We start from the raw sequence: 20,932 nt of genomic DNA, 5'->3' as shown, positions 1-20,932 counted from the left end.
GTTCGATCCTTTGATTGTCAGAATGTTGTCACCCATCCCACCACGAGGCTGACGGTCAGGATGCTGAAGACGGTCGACAGGAAAATGGCGGCGGACACGCGGGCGGGAGCCACACCATAATGCTGCGCCAGCATGTATACGTTGCCCGCCACCGGCAAGGCCGAAACCGCGATGATCACGCCCGCCTTGAATGGATCGACGCCAAAGAGAAACAGGGCCGCAAGGCCCACAAACAACGGATGCAGCACCAGTTTGCAAAAGCTGAGCCAGCCTGCGATCTGCATCCGCTCTGCCGATTTTAACGCGAGCGACGCGCCGATGGCAAACAACGCGCCCGGTGTGGCCGCGCCGCCCAATAGCGCCAGAAAGTCATTCAGCGGAACGGGGATCGGGATGTTCAGCCCCGACCATATAAAGCCGAGCGATATTGCCACGATCATCGGGTTTTTCAACAGCCCGACCCCGATAGAACGGATCATCCGCAAGCTGACCTGCCCGTCACGCGCACCGGTGATCAGGATCACGATCAGGCTGGAAAAGACAATCAGATCAATGGCCAGCGCCAGAACGATAGGGCCAATTGCTTCGGCCCCCAGCAGCAGCGTCAGCATCGGCACGCCTAGAAAGCCGGTGTTGCCGATCACGGCGCATTGCGCCTCGATCGCATTGGTGGGCACGTCGAGCCCGCGCAAGAAACCCACCAGAGAGGCAATGCCATAGACAAACGCCGTGCCCCATAGATAAGCGATGACCAACCGCGTGTCCCAGACCTCGGCCAACGACAGGTTCGCGGAGAACCGGAACAACATGGCCGAGAGGGCAAAGTAGAAGACAAATTTGGTCAGATAGGCCGTCGCCTCGGCGCTGAAGAACCGTGTGCGTCCGGCCCAATAGCCAAGGCCGATGACCGCAAAGAACGGCAGGGTTTTCAGGAAGATCGCCAGCATGTCTCAGCAATACCTTGGCATAAGCAGGAGGACTAGCGAAAATCGGGAGGCATTCTTATCTGCTACCCCGACCCGATCAGCACCCCGGCTGCAAAGACCAACGCACCACCCATTACGACCTGAAATGCTGCGCGGAAAAACGGGGTATCCATGTATTTGTTCTGGATCCAGGCAATCGCCCAAAGCTCAACGAACACAACAACAAAAGCGGTGATCGTCGCTGTCCAGAAATCGGGAATAAGATAGGGCAGGGCGTGGCCCAAGCCGCCGACCGTGGTCATGATGCCAGATGCAAACCCGCGTTTCCAAGGCGATCCACGACCAGAAAGCTGCCCGTCATCCGAGGCCGCTTCGGTAAAGCCCATTGAAATGCCCGCGCCAACGGAGGCCGCAAGACCCACAAGGAACGTGGTCCAGGTGTCTTGGGTGGCGAAAGCCACGGCAAAGATCGGGGCGAGGGTGGATACGGACCCGTCCATCAGCCCCGCCAACCCCGGTTGCACCCAGGTCAGCAAGAATTGCCGGCGCGCTTCATTGTCTTCGCTGGACAAGGCCGCATCGTCCAGATGGGTGGCGGCCAGATCTTCGGCCTTGTTCTGATGACCCGCCTCGGCTGCTGCCAGATCCCCCAGCAGGCGCCGTGTATCGGCATCACTCGTTTGCGATGCGGCCTTCAGATAGAACTGCTCCGCATCGTGTTCCATCGCAGCCGCTTCGGCGCGAATGCGTTCAAGACCGAGATTTTCGATCAGCCACACCGGGCGGCGGGCATAGTAACCTGATACATGCTCGCGCCGGATCAATGGAATGGTTGGGCCAAAGCGCGCCTGATGGAGGTCGATCAAACGCTGGCGGTGGCCATCTTCTTCTGCCGCCATGCCATCAAAAACCGCAGCGGATTTCGGATATTCCTCTCGCAGCATTTCGGCGTAGCCCCGATAAATGCGCGCATCATCTTCCTCTGACGAGATGGCAAGCGCCAGCACTTCCTGCTCGGACAAATCCTTAAAGCGTTTGCGGCTGAATGAAAAAAGCATGATGCGCCCCCGTTACTTAGAACCATTCTAATAACGTGAAGATGCCTGCGCAAGTTAGGATTGCGCTCTGTGACATCGACGTTCGGGATGCAGGTCTTTTGCATCTGCGTGGTCACAGCGGATCAGTTTGGAGACTTGTGCAAGGCTGGTTTTCGGTCGCGCTAGGTCTTTAAATTGGGCAATACCGTGTCAGTAGGCGAGATATCTCGCTTTATCGCCGGCGCGGTCGATATGTTTCTGGCAAGCAATGGTGTATGAGCCTGCGAAACTTTTTCAAAACAGGAGAAGAATGATGAAATGGATTCTGGGACTGACCTGTCTGGCGCTGGCTGGATGCAATGCACCGCAAAACGCGGACACAACTGCGCAGACGGGTGGACCTGACACATGCAATGCATCCGCCTATCAGAACCTGATTGGGCAGGATGCGGTTGTCGATCTTTCCTTGCCAGAACCCAAGCGCACCTACCGGTTTGGCGATCCAGTGACGATGGATTTCAATCCGGCACGGTTGAATATCCAGTTGGACGAGACCGACACAATCGTCGCGATCACCTGCGGCTAGCCCTTGGGGCGGTTGTCAATGATCCGTACGGCCTTGCCTTCGGACCTCGGCACGACGCCCACATCGGCCACATCTACGGCGATACTGATCCCGACGGTCTGTTTGATTTGCGCGGCCAAGGCTTTTGCGGCGATGTGACGGTTGGTATCTGATACACTTGCATCGGCGCATTCACACAGAACGCGCATCTGATCCATCCGGTCCGGGCGGCTCAGCTCGATCTGGAAATGGGGCGCAAGGCCTGCGGTCGCCATCAGGGCTTCTTCGATCTGGGTGGGAAAGACGTTCACGCCGCGCAGGATGATCATATCGTCACTGCGCCCCGTCACCTTTTCCATCCGCCGCATCGACCGCGCCGTGCCCGGTAAAAGCCGCGTCAGATCACGGGTACGATAACGGATAATCGGAAACGCCTCTTTCGTCAGCGAAGTAAAGACCAGCTCGCCCTGTTCGCCCTCGGCCACCGGCTCGCCTGTCTCGGGATTGATGATCTCGGGATAGAAATGATCCTCCCAGATGTGCAAGCCGTCCTTTGTCTCAACACATTCCATCGACACGCCGGGGCCCATCACCTCGGACAGCCCGTAGATATCGACCGCATGCATATCAAAGGCCTGTTCGATTTCCAGCCGCATGGCGTTGGTCCAGGGCTCCGCGCCAAAGATACCGACCTCAAGCGAGCTGTCTCGGGGGTCCAATTCTTGGGCGGCGAATTCATCGAGGATCGACAGGGAATAGGAGGGCGTAACGGTGATGCCCTTGGGTTTGAAATCTTCGATCAACCGCACCTGCCGGGGCGTCATGCCGCCCGAGATCGGATAGGTGGAAAGCCCTAGCGCATCTGCCCCCAGATGGATCCCCAGACCTCCGGTAAAGAGACCGTAGCCATAGGCATTGTGCAGCATATCTCCGCGCTGCATCCCCGCCGCCCGCAAGGACCGCGCCACAACACTCCCCCAATTTTCAAGGTCTTTCTGCGTATAGCCAACGACGGTTGGTTGCCCGGTGGTGCCAGAGGACGCGTGAATACGTGCCACCTGTTCGCGAGGGACGGCGAACATCTTAAACGGATAATTGTCGCGCAGATCGGTTTTAACGGTGAAGGGAAATTTGGCCAGATCGCTCAGGTCGTGCAAATCATCGGGGTGCAACCCCGCCGCATCAAAGCTGGCTTTGTAAAAAGGTACGTTGTCATAGGCGTGGCGCAGCGACCATTTCATACGCTCCAGCTGAAGGCTCATGATCTCGTCCCGGCTGGCAATCTCGATCGGGTCCAATGTGTCCTTAGCGGGGGTCAAGTCTTTCATCAGTGGGTTCCTCCTGCGTCTTCGTCGAAATGCTGGCCTTTGACGCTGCGCGACAGCCCGCGAAAAAGCGCCACTATGCGGCCGTCGCCACCCGTTACCGTGACATCATAGATGCCGGAGCGGCCTGCACGAGATGCCTCAAGGGCAGTAGCGGTCAACACTTCGCCTGCCTGTCCGGGGGCCAGATAGGTGATCTGGTTTTGCTGCGCGACAACCATTTGATTGTAGCTGTTGCAAGCGAAAGCAAAGGCGCTGTCGGCCAGTGTAAAGATGAAACCGCCGTGACAAATGCCATGCCCGTTCAGCATATCAGCACGTACCGGCATGGTCAGAACGGCGCGGCCCGGACCCACATCGGTGATCACCATGCCGAGCCCGGCAGAGGCCGTATCCTGCGCGAACATCAACTCGGCGCACTTTCGGGCGCGGGCGTCTGGGGTCATGGGTGGCAGCTTTCATGTTTCATAATTTCAATGCTTCGCATCATTTTGTAACGCTTTCAATATCTTTGGCAGGCTGCCCTCTTGATTTGCCGCAAGAACAGCGCAACTGTGAGCCTATGACCGTGCATAATTCACCGCAAGTGACGCCGTTCCAGCGTCCGCCCGAGCAGATTGCCTTTCACCGGACCGAACTGTCGCTGATCCTGTCTGTCTATGGCCGGATGGTCGCTGCGGGTGAATGGCGGGACTATGGTATTTCGTGTCTGCGCGAGGTCGCGGTGTTTTCCGTCTTTCGCCGCACTGCTGAAATTCCGCTTTACCGGATCGAGAAGAGACCGAAGCTGCGCAACAAACAGGGCATGTATGCGGTGATCGGGACAGGCGGTCAGGTGTTGAAGCGCGGTCATGACCTCAAAGCGGTACTGCGCGTGTTGGAGCGTAAGCTCATCCGAGCGGTAGAGTAATCAGACTTAGGTGCGGCTGATCCGGCGGTGTGCTGTGACCGGGCCATCACCTTGTTCCTGTATCCGCTTGATCGCAGCATCAATCGGTTCGAACACACAGGCCATTTGAAATGCGGTTGCATGGATCAGCAGCGTCTTGTCCCAAACCATCGCCACATGCCCTTTCCAGAACATCAGATCATTGCGTTTGTAGCCATCGGTTGCATCATCGCCGAGTGCCATCTGCATGTCGCTGTCACCGGGGCAGGGGATGCCGCAGGCCAGTAGCGCCGCTTGTACCAAACCTGAACAATCAATGCCCCACCGGCTGTTGCCGCCCCACAGATAGGGCGTGCCCAGAAACAACTGTGCCACATCTGCCGGGTCGTCGAACCGCTGGTGCAAGCCAGACAGGTGGACTGTCGGGATATAACCCAGCGGTGTCTGGGAAAAGCGGCCCGATTGCGCAATCACGGGTACACGGCTGCCAAGGCTGAGGCCGCAAACATCAGAGGCTTTGAAATCAGCATCTGCATAGGCGTGGGTCGCAGGGGCGGTGACCCGATGGGTCGGCGTGTCGATGGACCCTAACGCGTCGCTGCGGACAAAACCACAGTAGCCGTCCTTGCCCGCTTGAACATAAGCCCAACCCGCAGCTTTGTGCAGCAGCGTCACCGCATCACCATAGAGCATCTGACGGTCGCGCGGGCCGTTCGGCGCGCGACACAGATCGGTAACGGGTTGCGTCACATGGGCAGCGTTGCGCTGATCGATCAGCGCGGGATCGGGTGTCAGGCGCGGATCGCTCATGGGTTCAGCAAAGGGCCAAGGGCCGCCAACAGCGCCCGCGTGCCTTGCCCGGCACCACCCTTGGGCCGTGCAGGCGCATCGCTGGGTTGCCAGCCGTAGATATCAAAATGTGCGTAAGGGCTGTCGGTGACAAAGCGGCGCAGGAACAAGGCCGCCGTGATGCAGCCCGCAAAGCCTCCCTTAGGCGCATTGTCCAGATCGGCGATGCCGGGTTCGATCATCGCTTCATAGGGGTCATGGAACGGCAAGCGCCAGACCGGATCAGCTTCGGCCAGCGCGGCAGTTTCCAAAGCAGTCACAAAGGCCGGATCATCACTGAAGTAGGGCGCAAGGTCCGGCCCCACCGCCACCCGCGCCGCGCCCGTCAGTGTGGCCATCGAGATGATCTGATCGGGCTTTTCCTCGTCCGCATAGGCGAGCGCATCGGCCAGCACCAAGCGTCCTTCGGCATCGGTGTTATTAATTTCGACCGTCAAACCCTTGCGCGAGGTCAGGATATCGCCGGGACGGAAGGCATTGCCGGACACTGAATTCTCGACCGCCGGGATCAGTACGCGCAACTGGATATCGGTGCCTGTCGCCATGATCATATGCGCCAGACCCAGCACCGCTGCCGCACCGCCCATATCCTTCTTCATCAACCCCATCGATGCGCCGGGTTTGAGGTTCAGGCCGCCCGTGTCAAAGCAGACCCCCTTGCCGACCAGTGTCAGCTTTGGACCACTACTACCCCACCGCATGTCAATCAGGCGCGGAGCACGGTCGGCAGCGCGCCCTACGGTGTGGATCATGGCAAAGTTCTGCTCGAGCAGCGCATCGCCAGTAATGACACTGATCTGAGCCTTGTGCTTTTCGGCCAGATCCCGCGCCGCTTGTTCCAGGTCGGGAGGTCCCATGTCGGAGGCGGGCGTATTGATCAGATCGCGGGTCAGTGCTTCGCCTGCGGCAATTGCCTCGATCCGGGCGGCGTCAATGCCAGCGGGCGCGACCAGCCGCGCCTCTGGTTGGGATTGTTTGGCATAGCGATCAAAACGGTAGGCGGCCAGAAGCCAGCCCAGTGCTTCGGTCGCAGCGGCATCCTCATCTAGACCGCTCGCAATCGCATAATCACCTTGTGGCAAGGCTCCCGCCGCTGCCGCCAGATGAAACCGGCCGCGTTTACGGGTCTTGCGAGTGCCATAGCCCACTGCGGCGAGGGCAAGCTCTCCGTTTTCTGCGGGGACGGTCACAGCCTGACCCACCGCGGCGGTAAAGCCCTGTGCAGCGATCCATTTCTGAGCCGCCTCGGTTTGTTCAGACAACCACGCCTTTAACCCATCCTCGGCAACAGCATGTAACGGGGTGGCGGCATCGGAAGCGGCGGCAAAGGAAAGAGACATGAGAAACCTGTCAGTTAAGAGACTTAACCCTCAGCCTAACCGTTTCGCCGCCGCCCGCAATGGGTCAGATGGTAATGTCCTGTATGTCCCAGACCGCCGTCAATGATCGCTCTCCGATACGGATCAACCGCGATAGCGTTGCCGCCACCGACACCGTGTTGCCGTGGTCGATGCAATTGGTCACGTCTGCCGCTACGCGACTAAGGGCATGCATCCCGATCTGATCCGCAATTGCAATCAATGAACGGGTGTTTTTGCGCAGGCCCGCCCGATCGTTCTCGTGGAACAGGGTGCTGCATTGTGATAATCGCATGCCCAGTTCCTCCAGCGCGCGGCAGACCACATCCTCGGCCCCTACCGGTCCCAATTGGGAATACAGCGCCCCCAAGCGGTCCTGATCGACGCTGACATTTTCCATTGGTTTCATTTGCAGAACCTGCATCATCACTCACCCTTTGTTCAGCCCCCACGGCTCGCGGCGGAAATTGGCGGATAATAGTGTTTAAATCGTTCAGGTGGCGCACCCTTTTCTCTCGAAACTACTGCAAATTTAGGATAATCCATTCCGAGGACCACAAGGATGACGAAGAGATGAACAAGGCCAGCCCACTCCCGAAAAACTTGGTACAACGCTATCACGGTTGGAAAGCCACCGGGTATGCCGACAATAAAGCCTGGTATCGCCGCCTTGCCTCTGATGGGCAGCACCCGCGGGCGATGGTGATTTCATGCTGTGACAGCCGAGTTCATGTGACGTCCATCTTTGGGGCGGATTCGGGAGAATTCTTCATCCACCGCAATATCGCTAATCTGGTGCCGCCCTATGAGCCCGATGGCGATCACCACGGCACTTCGGCTGCTGTGGAATATGCTGTGCGGGTGCTGAAGGTCAGCAATTTGATGGTGTTGGGCCACTCTAACTGCGGCGGGATCAAGGGCTGCATCGACATGTGTGAGGGCCATGCGCCCGAACTGGAGGCCAAGGACAGCTTTGTAGGCCGCTGGATGGACATTCTACGCCCCCGCTTTGCACTTGTCGCAGATATCAAAGATCCCGAAACGCAGATGCGCAAACTGGAACAGCAGGCGGTGATCACCTCGCTTGAAAACCTCATGACCTTTCCGTTTGTCGCAGAAATGGTCAATGCAGGTCAGCTTACCCTGCATGGTCTGTGGACCGATATCGGTGAAGGCAGCCTTGAGAACTACAACCCCGAGACCGAAACCTTCACTCAGGTATAGGCTCGGGGCGTTCTTTCTGGCGGTACTATGCGTTTTGCGCCGCGATGCGCGTGGCTTTGCCTGCGGGGAACCCCGCACGGTCGAATGTAGACCGATTTGTGCAGTTGCACCGCTCAACATGGGCGGGGGGTTTTTAACCCGGCATTAACCGATTCGCGGGGAGGCTGGGGCATGAAAACCGTCACATTGAAACTGCCGGAAAAACTATTGACCGATGCTGCCCGTGTGGCCTCTGGTCAGGATGTGACGAACGGACATCTGGTACGCGTGCTTCTGGCGAAAGAGGTCGCGCGTCGCTTAAATCCGAAGACGCCCAAACGGGCGGATGCGGGGCTCCTCGCCGCTTTGCAAACGCTTCTCGGCAGGGACATGGCCGACGCCAGTGATTGGGATGATTTGGCGCTGCGTCTACAACGCATGGATACGAGTTGCGCCCTGCTGGTGGGGGCCTTTCCCTGCACAAAGCAAGCTACGGTACACGTGTCTTCAAAGCATCCGAGCTGGGTTTTGCCTACCGGACGCTCCTGCACCGCTTCCGCGCCGCTATGCCCGGACATCCGCACGGTACCCTGGGCGAAAACTTCGTTGAGGTCATCGGATCTGCGCTGCTTTTGAACAACACGCGAAAGGGGCGCTTGCAACGCGCCATGCAGCCGGTCTTCAAGGCAGCGGAAAGTTGGGAAGCGCTCACCGTACAGCTACAGCAGCTTGGGTACACCCTCCGCCCGATGGGCAGCGGATTGGCACTCTACACCGCCCAAGGCCGTACCCACGTTTGCAACACAGCGACAGTCGGATACCGTTACCGCGCCTTGGTCAAAAAATTCGGGTGCCCGATGCCCGGACACCCGCATGGTGCAACGTGGATCAAAACAGCAGACAAGCCGTCCGAACCGCAAGAGATTTACGAGGTGATTGAAAGAGAACGCCCTTTCGATCCCACCCCTTAGCCCTTCTTGAGAACTTCGCGACCCAGCAACTCTGCGATCTGCACCGCGTTCAACGCCGCACCTTTGCGCAGGTTGTCCGACACACACCACAGGTTCAGACCGTTATCGAGCGTGCTATCCTGACGGATGCGGCTGATGAATGTTGCGAAATCGCCGACACATTCGATCGGCGTGACGTAACCGCCGTCCTCGCGCTTGTCGATCACCATGATACCGGGGGCTTCGCGCAGGATGTCACGGGCCTCGTCTTCGTCCAGATGGTCTTCAAATTCGATGTTGATCGCCTCGGAATGGCCCACAAACACCGGCACACGCACACAGGTGGCAGTGACCTTGATTTTGGTGTCGACGATCTTTTTCGTCTCCGCCACCATCTTCCATTCTTCTTTGGTCGAGCCGTCTTCCATGAAAACGTCGATGTGCGGTATCACGTTGAACGCAATCTGTTTGGTAAACTTGTTCGGCGGCACATCGGATGTGGGGTTATAAATCGACTTTGTCTGATCCCACAGCTCATCCGCGCCCTCTTTGCCGGCACCTGACACAGACTGGTAGGTGCTGACCACGACGCGTTTGATCGTGGCGCGGTCATGCAAGGGCTTCAACGCGACGACCATCTGCGCGGTCGAGCAGTTGGGGTTGGCGATGATGTTGCGCTTGGCATAGTCGTGGATCGCCTCGGGGTTCACCTCGGGCACGATCAGCGGCACATCAGATTCGTAGCGGTACAGCGAGGAGTTATCGATCACCACGCAGCCTGCTTTGGCCGCACCCGGCGCATATTTTTTAGTGGCATCCGAGCCTACGGCAAACAACGCCATGTCCCAGCCCGTGAAATCAAACGTATCAAGGTCTTTGCATTTAAGCGTCTTGTCCCCAAAGCTGATTTCTGTGCCCAGCGAACGGCGGCTGGCCAAAGCCACAATCTCGTCCACAGGGAACTGGCGCTCAGCCAGAATGTTCAGCATTTCGCGGCCCACATTGCCAGTGGCGCCCACGACGGCGACGCGATAACCCATCTGATTTCTCCGATATAAATAGGGGTAGTCCGCGGCACATACACCGCTTGTCGTGCGGTGGAAAGACCCTGTGCGGTATCGCTGGCAGCGCCCTATCGCGCCGTGCTACTCTGGCACGAGCAAGCAAGGTGTCCGTGCATATGACCAGCGCAACGTTCTATGACAATCTACCGCGTATCCGCGCATTCGATGAATTGACCCAAACTGCGAAATACACGCCTTTGCCCCCCGACTGGTGGGTTGGCGTGGCGGATATCGTCAATTCCACAGGCTTGGTTGATCAGGGACGCTACAAGGCGGTAAATATGGTCGGTGCGGCTGTTATCTCCGCCATGATGAATGCGCTGAAAGGCCAGGAGTTTCCGTTTGTTTTCGGCGGTGATGGTGCTGGTTTCGCTATTCCTCCGCAAGATTATGACATTGCGCAGGATGCCTTGGCCAAGGTGGCGCGCTGGGCGCAGACCGAATTCGGATTCGAGATGCGTGTGGCGCTTGTCCCGGTCAAAGACACCCGCAGCGCCGGGTTGGACGTGAAAGTCGCGCGGTTTCAGGTCTCTGAAGGGGCAGATTACGCGATGTTCGAAGGGGGTGGCCTGTATTGGGCGGAAACGCAGATGAAAGCGGGAGCATATCTGCTTGAGCCTGCGCCCGAAGGCAGTAAGCCGGATCTGACCGGCCTGTCCTGTCGATGGTCGCCTATGCCGTCACGCAACGGGACGATCCTGTCGGTATTGGTGGCCCCTGTAACGGGTGCGCCCGCGACAGAGATCGCAGAGGTGTACGACCGGATCGTCAATTTGGCCCAGGGGTTGGAGCGCGGCGGGCACCCGGCACCTGTTGCAGGGCCGGGGACAGATTGGCCGCCTGCGGGTGTCGCACTTGAGGCACATGCGACACGCGGTAGCGGATCGTTGGGCGCAGCGCGGGCCAAGGCGCTGTTTGAATCTTTCGTCGCGTGGCTGTTGATACGGACGGGGATCAAATTGGGCGGCTTTGATGCCCGCCGCTATGCCCGTGTGGTTGGGGACAACGCCGATTTCCGCAAACTGGATGACGGCCTCAAGATGACGTTGGATTGCGACCCCGGCACGCAGGCCCGTATCGAGGGCGTGCTGGCCGAGGCAGAGGCCGCCGGTCTGGTGCAGTTCGGCACGGCCACGCAGGACGAAGCCATGATGACCTGCATCGTGCCCTCGATCATGACCGACGACCATGTCCATTTTGTCGACGGCGCAGCGGGTGGATACACGCTGGCAGCTTCCAAAATGAAGCGCCGCGCTCAGTCCGCGTAATCACGGCTGAACAGATAGATGGCAAAGCCGACGGCCAGCACAATTGAGAACAGCAGGAAGACCGCGACATAGGGTGCTGCCAACGTGTCTCCCGGCAGGGCCGCGCGATAGACCCGGCCAGAGAAGAATTGAGCAATTCCAACGCCGCCGATGCTGAACAGGTTGAGCATGGTAACGCCTCGCCCAATCAGATGCGGCGGTAGAAAACTGCGCCCGTGCGCCATGATAACAGGGTAGGTCGCACCAAAGAACCCAACGGCACAAAGACAGATCAAGCTTAAGGTCACCCCGCTCGCGGGCAAGATCACCAGCACCACCCCGGCAGCCAATGTAATACCCGACCCAACCGCGATCAGCCATTTCCGCGAGGGACTGGTCTTGTCAGCAAATCCATAGGCCAAGGCACCCAACACCATCGCCAGCCCCATCAAAAGGCTCGCTTGCCCGATGATTTGTGTATTGGCTTGGAACACGTCTGCCATGTAGGGGCCGATCCACAGCCCGCGCACCGCACCCGGAAAGGCATAGCTGGCCCCCATCAGTGGAAAGATGAACCATAGCGCACGGATGCGTAGGAGTTGCGCCAGCGAGCCGCGCTCTTCCCCGTCCACTTTCGCCGGGTCATTGACCACAGCCAACGTGCCAAAGGCGACCAGCGCACAAAACGCCGATAACCCCCAAAGTGCGTTGCGCCAACCCATCAGCTCTGCCGCCAGTGCCATGGGATAGGATGCGACCAGATTGCCAAGACTGCCGAGCCCCACCATCACCGAGGCCAGGACAGCGAACTGCGCAGGGGGATAGACCCGCGCAAAGATATAGTATGAGGCCATTAGGACCGGCGCACAGCCGACGCCGATCAGCGCCATCGCGATGGTGATGTGCAGCGGTGATGTTGCCAAGGCAAAGACTGCCGCCCCGCCTCCGCCGCCGATCAGCAATAGCCAGCCCGCCGTACGGCGTGGCCCGATGCTGTCGAGAGCTGCACCAATCGGAATTTGGCAGGCGGCGAAGACCAGAAACCAGACGCCTGACGCAAAGGCGAGATCATCGGGAGTAGCCCCGATGTCCGCTTCGAGAATCTCCGAAAGGACTGCCAGAAAGGCACGGAAAAACTGGCTGAGCACATAGGCCAGCCCCAGCAAAAGGATTCCTGCATTCATGCTACTTGCGGCTTTGCCATTTGGAGCTCAGCGCCTGTGCGCTGCGTGCCAGCAGCAACACATCTGCGCCCACGGCCACGAATTGTGCCCCGGCTTCCAGAGCGGCTTCGGTCACGGGATCGTTGGTCGACAGGATCCCCGGCGCTTTGCCTGCTGCCCGGATGCGCCGCAGCGCGTCCATTATGATAGACTGCACATCTTCATGCAGCGCGTTGCCCATGTGACCCATATCGGCGGCCAGATCGGCAGGACCGATAAACACGCCGTCAATCCCGTCGATGGCAAGGATGTCGTCCAGCGCCGCGATGCCTTTTTTGTTTTCCACCTGCACCATCAGACACACCTGTGCATCCGCTGTGGTGCCGTAATCGGTGATCTGCGAAAACCGCGAGGCACGGGTCAGCGTATAACCCACGCCCCGGTCTCCATGCGGTGGATAGGTGACATCGCGCACCAGTTGCCGTGCTTGATCGGCGCTGTCGACCATGGGCACCAGAATTGTTTGCGCTCCTGCATCCAGCACCTGCTTCATCATATAGGTTTCCCCGATCGGCACGCGCACAACCGGATGGCTGTCAGACGCCTCAAGCACCTGAAGATGCGCCAGAATAGAACGCAGATCATTGGGGGCGTGTTCGCCATCAATCAACAGCCAGTCAAAGCCTGCGGTGCCCATCAACTCAGCGCTGAACGTATCAGCAAGGCCGAGCCAGCAGCCGAATTGGACCTTGCCCTCGCTCAGGGCTTTCTTCAACGGGTTCAGGGGTGCGGGCATCTTTTCTCTCCTCCGGGATACTTTGTCGCACCCTAGACATGCCAGACGATCATTGACCAGAGGGCCTGTGCTAAATGACCTTGATCACATCCTTGTCGATGGCCAGCATATAGCCGCGCCGGGCGATGTTCTTGACCAGCAATTCGCTGACGATCTGGTTGCCCAACGTATCGCGCAGTCGCTTGATGCGCGTGGCCCCTGCGGCCTCGTCACAATCAACAGCATCGCGGCCTGATATCACACCCTCGATCTCGGAGCCTGACATCACATCATCATCCATCCGCGCTTCGGCCAGCACGCTCATGGTTTCCATCGCGGCGGCGGTCAGTTTGAAACCGAGGTTGTTCAGATAAACGGTATTTTCTTCGCGGCTGATCAGAAGCGAGTTCACCTGAATGCCCGCCCGTTCAATCTGGGCCATGCGGCGGTTGAAGGTGATTAGCATGATCAAAAACACCATCGCCGCCACCAGCATCGCCGCGGCAAAGACCAGCAGCACAAAGATCACCATGCGGTAGCTGGCCAATGTGTCGGAAAAGGCGGTGCCGGATTGCGCAAGTATCTCCAGCAGTTTGATCTCGGAACCTGAGGTCAGATCATCGTTCTCGACGAAAATACGTTCCACCTGTGCATTAAACAGATTGGCATCCGGCAAGGTCCAGAACAGCACCACGGCCCCGGTGATCAACAGCGCCACAATGCCCGCGATGCCAAAGCCGACAAAGCGGCGCAAATCAGAAGCGGAGGTAATGTGATCCGGCACTGGATTTCCTTTGGGCAAGTCCGTCTTCGCCGAAGGTCGAGACGATGTTCAATAGCGTCCAGCCCTGAGCGGCCAGACGGGGGGCCAGTTCAGCGGCGGCACTGGCCGCATCGCAAGCCCCGTTGATCTGCGCCACACCGTAATGCAGGCGCAGAGGGTTGTCCTGTTTGGCCTTGTAATCGGCAAAGCATCCCGCCGCTTGGACAGCGTGACCCGCCGTAAGAGCAAGGCAAAGGACAAAGAGTTGGACGATATGTTTCATGCTCTATCTCTGCGCCTTTGCGGGACGTTATTCAATATCTCCGCGGTCTGGGGCGGCCTGCTATTGGATAACAGCGCGGCGTTATTGCCTGTCTTTCATCGTCAAAGCGAATGTTGACCTATTAAAGCGCGGGCCCTCCTGCACGCGTATCAAGAAGGATCACACTTATGTACCGCAAGTTCATTGCCACAGTCTCTGCTGCGGCCATCGCCCTGACCGCATTGGGCGCACTGCCGGCCGCTGCCGCAGATCGCGACACAACCCGCGCGCTGGCGGCCATTCTTGGGATCGCCGCCGTCGGGGCGCTGATCCATCAAAACAACAAGAAAGACAAAAAGAAGGTCCAGACACATCGCAAGCCTTCGCCTGTCTATCAAAAGCCGCGCCATGTCGCGCCAAAGCGCCATACTCCGAAATATGTGCAGCCTAGTTACAAGACGCCCCGTGGCCATGGCGTGAAACCCCGCCCTTTGCCGCAGCGCGTCAACCGTAAGCTGCTGCCTCAGCAGTGTTTCCGCACATTCGACACCCGCAAAGGGCGCGTGGCGATGTTCGGCAACCGCTGCTTGCAACGCAATTTTGCGGGGTCGAACCGCCTGCCGCAACAGTGTCAGTCCATGTACCGTACACCCCGGGGCAATCAAGTTGGGTATGACGCCCGCTGCTTGCGCGACCGGGGCTACAGTTTGGCGCGGGGGTAACACCGCGCCATTCTTCGGCGTGTCAGGTCCCTGCCGCCGAAAGACTGGAGGGAGATGTTCGGGCATCTCCCTCTTTTTATGTCTTGTGGTTCGCTGCGGCTTTCGGTCTGACGGGAGCATGACACCTGATTTCGAATTTGAACGTGCCGCGATGGCGCAAGGGTTTGCCCGTATCGCGGGCGTGGACGAGGTGGGTCGCGGGCCCCTGGCTGGTCCTGTGACCGCCGCCGCCGTGGTGCTGGACCCCAATCGCATTCCTGAAGGCCTGAACGATTCCAAGAAGCTGACCAAGAAGGCCCGCTTGCGGTTGCATGATGAAATCATGGAGGTGGCAGATGTCAGTATTGCGCACGCCAGCGTCGAGGAGATCGACGAGATCAACATCCTGCGCGCCAGCCATCTGGCAATGACGCGGGCACTGGACGGGCTGGAATCCCTCGGACGACCCGCCGACTATGCGCTGATCGACGGCAACATGCTGCCCCGCGATCTGATCCTGCCGGCGCAGACCATCATCAAGGGTGACGGCCGTTCGCAAAGCATTGCAGCGGCCTCAATTGTGGCCAAAATCTGTCGAGATTATGTCATGTTGTCCTTGGCGCAACAGCACCCCGGCTATGGCTGGGAGACGAACATGGGATATGGATCAAAAAGCCACATGTCCGCGCTGGAAAATCTTGGGGTAACCCCACACCATAGACGTTCGTTCAAACCCGTACACAAGATGTTGTAGCAAGAATTTTTCTTAAGCAATTGATTCAAAAAACAATTTGACCGGGAATCGCCTTTGACTCATCCTGATCCTCAACCAACGAGCACAAAATGTGCCGGGGACAGAGGCAGAATAAATGAAGACGATTGAGAAGAGCACCGCGGTGCTTCCATTGAACACGATCCTTGATGGCGACTGTATCGAGGCGATGAATGCGCTGCCCGAAGCGAGCGTTGATCTGATCTTTGCCGACCCGCCCTATAACCTGCAATTGCGCGGCGATCTGATGCGCCCCGACAATTCCAAAGTTGATGCGGTCGATGACGAATGGGACCAGTTCGCGAGCTTCAAAGCCTACGATGAATTCACCCGTGCCTGGCTTAAGGCGGCGCGGCGCCTGTTGAAGCCGAATGGTGCGATCTGGGTTATCGGCAGCTATCACAACATCTTCCGCGTCGGGGCCGCCTTGCAGGATGCGGGCTTCTGGATCCTGAACGATGTGGTCTGGCGCAAATCCAACCCGATGCCGAACTTCCGCGGCAAGCGGTTCACCAATGCTCATGAGACAATGATCTGGGCGGGCAAGGACGAGAACGCCAAATACACCTTTAACTACGAGGCGCTGAAGGCGCTGAACGAAGGCATCCAGATGCGCAGCGATTGGGTTCTGCCGATCTGCACGGGTCACGAACGGCTGAAGGACGAACAGGGCGACAAGGCCCATCCGACGCAAAAGCCCAAAAGCTTGTTGCACCGTATTCTGGTCGGTTCCACCAACCCCGGCGACGTTGTGCTGGACCCTTTCTTTGGCACGGGCACCACGGGCGCTGTTGCCAAGATGCTGGGCCGGGACTTTATCGGAATCGAGCGTGAGGAAGCCTACCGCAAGGTTGCAACCAAACGCCTGAGCAAGGTCCGCAAGTTTGACCGCGAAGCGCTGCAAACGACCACCTCCAAACGTGCAGAGCCGCGCGTGCCCTTTGGCCAACTGGTCGAACGCGGGATGTTGCGGCCGGGCGAAGAACTGTTTTCGATCAACGGGCGTCACAAGGCTAAGGTCCGCGCTGATGGCACATTGATCGGGTCGGACTTCAAGGGATCAATCCATCAGGTCGGCGCAGCCTATGAAAAGGCACCCAGCTGTAATGGATGGACGTACTGGTGCTTCAAACGCGATGGGAAACAAGTCTCCATCGATGTTCTGCGCCAACAGATCAGGGCCGAACTGGCCAACTGAACCACATAGATTTCGAACACCGCCGGTGCCTGCGGCCTTCCACATGAAGGACGTCTAAACAGGCACTTACCTTGGCCCCGCCTTTATGGCGGGGTCTTTTTTGGTTGGTCAGGGGATGAAGCCATTCCCCTGCATGAAATCCTCCCAGATCTTTTCGCCCACCTGACAATCGCGGGGGTCGCGGGCCTGTGCCTTGATCATCTGTGGTTGAGGCATGAGGCCCGCAATCTCCAACACCAATTTGCGTTGTACCGCCGCCGAGAAATCGCGCCAGACGTAGACAGGAATCGCAAAGGCACCGGGCCCGCCGATCACGCAGGTTTGGTAGTAGACATCGAGGTTTTCCAGATGGAAAAGCTGTGGCGCGCCGTCGTTCGTCATCAGCGGCAGTCCGTTGATCGTGATGCCTTGCGCCGTCACGCGGTCGCGAGACGTGAGAACAAGCGGGCCGAGATTGTTCGGGCCATCGCCGGATATATCAATCACCCGGCGCAACCCGCGGTAGGCGTTTCGCAAAATGCGCGAGGCGCCGAATTCGAGTGCACTAGAGATAGAGGTGCGCCGCAGGGAAGGATTGGACCGCACCGTGAGTTGATCTGCGAAGCTATCGAGGTCTTGGCGGGTTTCAATCAGCTGCCAATCGACGATGATTTCCTGCGTTCCGGCCCATTCGACATAGGTGAGCGCAAGGGTTTGCAGCAGCCCCGATTGCACCGCCCTAAACACCACATCAGAGCGCAGCGCTTCGGCGTAACCACGGCGTTGCAACTCCAACTCTGCATCGGACATGGATCGAGACACATCGACCATCAGCACAAGTTCGAGGTCGACTTCGGTTTCCTGGGCGGACACGGGGGGTGCGGCCAAAACCAGTAGCACGCTAAGCAGATAAGAGACGAAAGCTCTGAGAGTGCCATTCGACACCAGTCGCGGTTTGAATATCTGCCTGATCATGGGAATTGCCGCACCCTTCTGAAAAAGACCGGATGCCTCAAGCCTATGGAACTGGCTGAAACATGTAAATCAGCCGCTCTTCACGGTCAGTTCATCTGGCGGCTTTTCCCTTTCTGAAGCACGGCATGAACATACTTTGGATCAAATTCTGTTTTGTTCACCACATAGGCAACACCGGCACTGGCGGCTTTTTCCCACATGATGGGCGAGGGCCAGTCACTAACCATTATCACCGGAACACCGGCCAGTTTTGGATCTTTGGCAAGCTCCAGCGCGAAATCCGCGCCCAGACCGTCGGGCAGGTTATTATCCAGCAGGATCAATGCAGGTTCACCCCGTTCAAGCATCCGGCGGGCTGATTTGAGGGTGTTGGCGACTTCGATTCGCATCGAATTGCAGCTTTTGCGCACAACCCGACCCATCTTCAGCTGATCGAATTCGCTGTCTTCAACGATCAGGCAGGTGTCGATTCCCTGCGGGAAATGCGGCGGTACTGCGGTCATTTGCATGTGATGCCCCCTTCCAAAGTGCACCTACAACGCCTGACAGACAGACCTTAAGATTGTGTAAGAAAGCTATCGTGGCAGGGGGGTGAGGTGCTTGTTATAGTCTTTCCAGTCGGTCACCTGAGGATAATACCTGCGCCGCCAATCCCGCACACGCGGGTTCATGACACGCCGCCACAGCGGCGGGATCATCGCAGCCATTGTCATGATCGGATAGCCATAGGGCAGTTGCGGCGCTTCATCCTCGCCATAGGTCTGCAACACCGGAAAGCGCCGGTCGGGTTTGTAGTGGTGATCCGAATGGCGTTGCAGGTTGATGAGCAGCCAGTTCGACGCTCGGTGGGACGCATTCCACGAATGATGCGGCTTGACGTGTTCATATTTGCCATCGCCCAGATGCTCTCGCGTCAGCCCGTAATGTTCGATGTAGTTAACCAATTCCAACTGCCAGATCGCAACGCCGGCTTGCACCAAGAACAACGCCAACCCGACCCAGCCGCCCAGCAACAACGCCAGCAGCAGGCAAAACGCTTGTAGCCCCCAGTATTTCCAGAACGGATTGCTGCGGTGTGTCCAGCCCAGCTTTTTGCGCGCCAGCATATCCGCTTCGGCGTTGAAGGCAGAATGCCAGGACTGCCGCAAAACACGGGGGTAAAAGCGATGGAACCCTTCGTTATAACGGGCTGTCACCGGATCGCGCGGGGTTGCGACGTAGCGGTGATGCACCAACAGATGTTCGGACCGGAAGTGCGAATACAGCACCATCGCCAGCAGCATATCGGCCCAAAATCGTTCCAACCGGTTTTTCTGGTGCATCAGTTCATGTGAGTAATTGATCCCGATGGTGCCGGTGAACACGCCAACCCCAAAGAAAAGTGCGAATTTCTCGAACCCGCTCAGATGCGCGGCCTGCGGGACATACCAAATCAAGCCGAATAGCGTGATGAACTGTGCGGGCATCCAGATCAGCGTGATCAGGCGATACCAAAAGAGGTCAGTCTCTGTTGCTTGCGGGTCTGCGTTGTCAAGGTTTAGGCCCATGACCATGTCCAAGAGCGAAAAGGCAAACCATGTTACCAGCGGCAAGAGCGCGATGGACCAGCCTCCCTGCACTGCGGCAACCCACGCCAGCGGTATCAACCCCAGCGACAGCCAGAAGGGCAAAGCGCGGGACACGCGGCTAAGTTGGGAAGGCGTCAGCAAGGTGCTTTGGGTCGACATGGGACAGGTTCCAAGCGGCGGTCGTTTGGTAAAGTCTAGACCGGAATACTGACGGAACAAAGCGGCGACAATGGGTCACCCCTGCGACAAATCAAACGCTTTTCGCATCACTGTGGGCAGATCGGAGGGGCGGAAACGCTCTGGTGGATAGAACTCGGCGTGATCGGCAAAAGCCGCGGCACCGACGTCAGCGCGTTTGACGGTCAGGATCAAATGGAAATGTGTAAACGTGTGCCGCACATCGCCCGGTAATTCCTGCCAGTCGGCGACAAGCGGTGGTGTGCCAATCGGGCGTGGCTCGGCGGCGTCCACCCATTCAGACCCCGGCCAGCCCAGCATGCCGCCCAGAAGCCCCTTGTCAGGCCGGGTTTCCAGCAGCCAAGCGCCATCTTCCCGCTGTGCCAGATAGACGGTGCCGTGCCGCACGGGCTTCGCCTTCTTCGGCGTTTTCTTAGGCAGCTCCGCTTGTGTGCCGGCCCGCCGGGCAGCGCAGGGATCGCGCCACGGGCAAATGCCACAGGCGGGTGATTTGGGCGAACAGATCGTGGCGCCCAGATCCATCACTGCCTGTGCGTAATCACCGGGCCGCTTTGTTGGTGTCAGCGCTTCGGCCTTCTCCATAAGCGCGGGTTTGGCCGCAGGCAGGGGCGTGTGGATATCGTAAAGCCGCGCCATCACGCGTTCGACGTTGCCGTCCAGCACAGTGTAGGGCAGGTCGAAGGCGATGGATGAGACCGCCGCTGCCGTGTAGGGGCCGATGCCCGGCAGCGTAAGCAGAGCGGCATGGTCGGCGGGAAACACACCCCCGTGATCAGCCACCACAGCGCGGGCGCATTTCAACAGATTGCGCGCGCGGGCATAGTATCCAAGCCCGGCCCATTCCCCCATCACCTCTGCATCCTCGGCCGCCGCCAGATCACGCACCGTGGGCCAGCGGGCAACGAATCGCTGAAAGTAGTCGCGCACCGTGGCAACAGTGGTCTGTTGCAGCATGATCTCGCTCATCCAGATGCGGTAGGGATCCGGGCACACACCGGCCCGCCGCTCCGCCGGACCGATACGCCACGGCATCTGGCGCGCATGCACATCGTACCATTCCAGCAAGAGCTGAGGCAGGTCCGTCTCTGGGATGGTTTCACGCAATCTTTATGGCTCCGGTCGTGGCTTGGGCTGGTGATATAGGGCTAAATCACTATGTTGCAGG

25 protein-coding genes are annotated in these 20,932 nt (G+C 58.5%); 9 read left to right on the top strand and 16 right to left on the bottom strand.

Annotation, left to right across the window (positions count from 1 at the left end):
* Positions 1-17: 17 nt before the first annotated feature.
* Together Z945_RS0100760 and mbfA are read right to left on the bottom strand one after the other, a co-directional pair.
* Positions 18-947, bottom strand: a complete 930-nt coding sequence (locus Z945_RS0100760) for an AEC family transporter (RefSeq protein ID WP_025050220.1) — start codon at positions 945-947, stop codon at positions 18-20.
* Between the two features lie 62 nt (positions 948-1,009).
* Entirely contained in the window at positions 1,010-1,984 is a 975-nt protein-coding gene (gene mbfA / locus Z945_RS0100755) for an iron exporter MbfA (protein WP_025050219.1), read from the bottom strand.
* Between the two features lie 292 nt (positions 1,985-2,276).
* Between mbfA and Z945_RS19175 the strand changes: the two genes are divergently transcribed.
* The gene (locus Z945_RS19175) at positions 2,277-2,549 is read left to right on the top strand and encodes an I78 family peptidase inhibitor (RefSeq protein WP_025050218.1); all 273 of its coding nucleotides are present in this window, start codon (positions 2,277-2,279) and stop codon (positions 2,547-2,549) included.
* Here the strand turns inward: Z945_RS19175 and paaK are convergent.
* Positions 2,546-3,856 carry a phenylacetate--CoA ligase PaaK gene (gene paaK / locus Z945_RS0100745; RefSeq protein ID WP_025050217.1) on the bottom strand — a complete coding sequence of 437 codons (1,311 nt, stop codon included), beginning with the start codon at positions 3,854-3,856 and terminating at the stop codon, positions 2,546-2,548. The genes Z945_RS19175 and paaK overlap by 4 nt on opposite strands.
* Positions 3,856-4,299 (bottom strand): hydroxyphenylacetyl-CoA thioesterase PaaI, encoded by a 444-nt coding sequence (gene paaI / locus Z945_RS0100740; protein WP_025050216.1) that lies wholly within the window; start codon positions 4,297-4,299, stop codon positions 3,856-3,858. The genes paaK and paaI overlap by 1 nt, the downstream gene beginning before the upstream one ends.
* 116 nt (positions 4,300-4,415) lie before the next feature.
* On the opposite strand from paaI, the gene Z945_RS0100735 reads away from it, so the two are divergent.
* Entirely contained in the window at positions 4,416-4,763 is a 348-nt protein-coding gene (locus Z945_RS0100735) for a DUF2794 domain-containing protein (RefSeq protein WP_025050215.1), read from the top strand.
* A gap of 6 nt (positions 4,764-4,769) precedes the next feature.
* Here Z945_RS0100735 and Z945_RS0100730 read toward each other — a convergent pair whose 3' ends face one another.
* From Z945_RS0100730 to Z945_RS0100720, 3 genes are all read right to left on the bottom strand, one after another.
* The gene (locus tag Z945_RS0100730; protein WP_025050214.1) at positions 4,770-5,552 is read right to left on the bottom strand and encodes a C40 family peptidase; all 783 of its coding nucleotides are present in this window, start codon (positions 5,550-5,552) and stop codon (positions 4,770-4,772) included.
* A complete protein-coding gene (locus Z945_RS0100725; protein WP_025050213.1) occupies positions 5,549-6,931 on the bottom strand; it encodes a leucyl aminopeptidase family protein in 1,383 nt (460 codons plus the stop codon). The genes Z945_RS0100730 and Z945_RS0100725 overlap by 4 nt, the downstream gene beginning before the upstream one ends.
* Before the next feature lie 64 nt (positions 6,932-6,995).
* Positions 6,996-7,358 carry a hypothetical protein gene (locus tag Z945_RS0100720; protein WP_025050212.1) on the bottom strand — a complete coding sequence of 121 codons (363 nt, stop codon included), beginning with the start codon at positions 7,356-7,358 and terminating at the stop codon, positions 6,996-6,998.
* A 164-nt stretch (positions 7,359-7,522) separates the two neighbouring features.
* Here Z945_RS0100720 and Z945_RS0100715 point away from each other — a divergent pair, with 164 nt between their 5' ends.
* The 3 genes from Z945_RS0100715 (at position 7,523) to Z945_RS20565 (ending at position 9,123) form a co-directional block, all read left to right on the top strand.
* Positions 7,523-8,173, top strand: coding sequence for a carbonic anhydrase (locus Z945_RS0100715; protein ID WP_025050211.1), 651 nt, complete (start codon positions 7,523-7,525; stop codon positions 8,171-8,173).
* A 171-nt stretch (positions 8,174-8,344) separates the two neighbouring features.
* Positions 8,345-8,788, top strand: a complete 444-nt coding sequence (locus tag Z945_RS20570) for a hypothetical protein (protein ID WP_161634062.1) — start codon at positions 8,345-8,347, stop codon at positions 8,786-8,788.
* 20 nt (positions 8,789-8,808) lie between these two features.
* Positions 8,809-9,123 carry a hypothetical protein gene (locus tag Z945_RS20565; RefSeq protein WP_161634061.1) on the top strand — a complete coding sequence of 105 codons (315 nt, stop codon included), beginning with the start codon at positions 8,809-8,811 and terminating at the stop codon, positions 9,121-9,123.
* On the opposite strand, the gene Z945_RS0100705 is transcribed toward Z945_RS20565, so the two are convergent.
* Entirely contained in the window at positions 9,120-10,142 is a 1,023-nt protein-coding gene (locus tag Z945_RS0100705) for an aspartate-semialdehyde dehydrogenase (protein WP_025050210.1), read from the bottom strand. The genes Z945_RS20565 and Z945_RS0100705 overlap by 4 nt on opposite strands.
* A 140-nt stretch (positions 10,143-10,282) precedes the next feature.
* Between Z945_RS0100705 and Z945_RS0100700 the strand changes: the two genes are divergently transcribed.
* Positions 10,283-11,434, top strand: a complete 1,152-nt coding sequence (locus tag Z945_RS0100700) for a DUF3095 domain-containing protein (protein WP_025050209.1) — start codon at positions 10,283-10,285, stop codon at positions 11,432-11,434.
* Here Z945_RS0100700 and Z945_RS0100695 read toward each other — a convergent pair.
* From Z945_RS0100695 to Z945_RS0100680, 4 genes are all read right to left on the bottom strand, one after another.
* Complete coding sequence (locus tag Z945_RS0100695) at positions 11,422-12,597, bottom strand: MFS transporter (protein WP_025050208.1); 1,176 nt, start codon at positions 12,595-12,597, stop codon at positions 11,422-11,424. The genes Z945_RS0100700 and Z945_RS0100695 overlap by 13 nt on opposite strands.
* A gap of 1 nt (position 12,598) precedes the next feature.
* Positions 12,599-13,372: an aldolase/citrate lyase family protein gene (locus Z945_RS0100690; RefSeq protein WP_025050207.1), complete on the bottom strand. Its 774-nt coding sequence runs from the start codon at positions 13,370-13,372 to the stop codon at positions 12,599-12,601.
* A 70-nt stretch (positions 13,373-13,442) separates the two neighbouring features.
* Positions 13,443-14,135 (bottom strand): winged helix-turn-helix domain-containing protein, encoded by a 693-nt coding sequence (locus Z945_RS0100685; RefSeq protein WP_025050206.1) that lies wholly within the window; start codon positions 14,133-14,135, stop codon positions 13,443-13,445.
* Entirely contained in the window at positions 14,107-14,397 is a 291-nt protein-coding gene (locus Z945_RS0100680; RefSeq protein WP_025050205.1) for a hypothetical protein, read from the bottom strand. The genes Z945_RS0100685 and Z945_RS0100680 overlap by 29 nt, the downstream gene beginning before the upstream one ends.
* 167 nt (positions 14,398-14,564) lie before the next feature.
* Between Z945_RS0100680 and Z945_RS0100675 the strand changes: the two genes are divergently transcribed.
* From Z945_RS0100675 to Z945_RS0100665, 3 genes are all read left to right on the top strand, one after another.
* Positions 14,565-15,098 (top strand): hypothetical protein, encoded by a 534-nt coding sequence (locus Z945_RS0100675; RefSeq protein ID WP_025050204.1) that lies wholly within the window; start codon positions 14,565-14,567, stop codon positions 15,096-15,098.
* A gap of 118 nt (positions 15,099-15,216) precedes the next feature.
* The gene (locus Z945_RS0100670) at positions 15,217-15,831 is read left to right on the top strand and encodes a ribonuclease HII (RefSeq protein ID WP_025050203.1); all 615 of its coding nucleotides are present in this window, start codon (positions 15,217-15,219) and stop codon (positions 15,829-15,831) included.
* A 115-nt stretch (positions 15,832-15,946) separates the two neighbouring features.
* On the top strand, positions 15,947-17,047 hold the full coding sequence (locus Z945_RS0100665) for a site-specific DNA-methyltransferase (RefSeq protein ID WP_025050202.1): 1,101 nt from the start codon (positions 15,947-15,949) through the stop codon (positions 17,045-17,047).
* 108 nt (positions 17,048-17,155) lie between these two features.
* Here Z945_RS0100665 and Z945_RS0100660 read toward each other — a convergent pair whose 3' ends face one another.
* The 4 genes from Z945_RS0100660 to mutY form a co-directional block, all read right to left on the bottom strand.
* The gene (locus Z945_RS0100660; RefSeq protein WP_025050201.1) at positions 17,156-18,001 is read right to left on the bottom strand and encodes a DUF1194 domain-containing protein; all 846 of its coding nucleotides are present in this window, start codon (positions 17,999-18,001) and stop codon (positions 17,156-17,158) included.
* Between the two features lie 86 nt (positions 18,002-18,087).
* Positions 18,088-18,510 carry a response regulator gene (locus tag Z945_RS0100655; protein WP_025050200.1) on the bottom strand — a complete coding sequence of 141 codons (423 nt, stop codon included), beginning with the start codon at positions 18,508-18,510 and terminating at the stop codon, positions 18,088-18,090.
* A 66-nt stretch (positions 18,511-18,576) separates the two neighbouring features.
* Positions 18,577-19,728, bottom strand: a complete 1,152-nt coding sequence (locus Z945_RS0100650; RefSeq protein ID WP_037970191.1) for an alkane 1-monooxygenase — start codon at positions 19,726-19,728, stop codon at positions 18,577-18,579.
* Positions 19,729-19,803: 75 nt separating this feature from the next.
* Positions 19,804-20,871 (bottom strand): A/G-specific adenine glycosylase, encoded by a 1,068-nt coding sequence (mutY, locus tag Z945_RS0100645; protein WP_025050198.1) that lies wholly within the window; start codon positions 20,869-20,871, stop codon positions 19,804-19,806.
* Positions 20,872-20,932: the final 61 nt, after the last annotated feature.

Source organism: Sulfitobacter noctilucae (genome assembly GCF_000622365.1).
GTDB classification, from domain to species: domain Bacteria; phylum Pseudomonadota; class Alphaproteobacteria; order Rhodobacterales; family Rhodobacteraceae; genus Sulfitobacter; species Sulfitobacter noctilucae.
The sequence above is the reverse complement of the archived record's forward strand: the minus strand, read 5'-3'. Positions and strand labels throughout refer to the sequence as shown.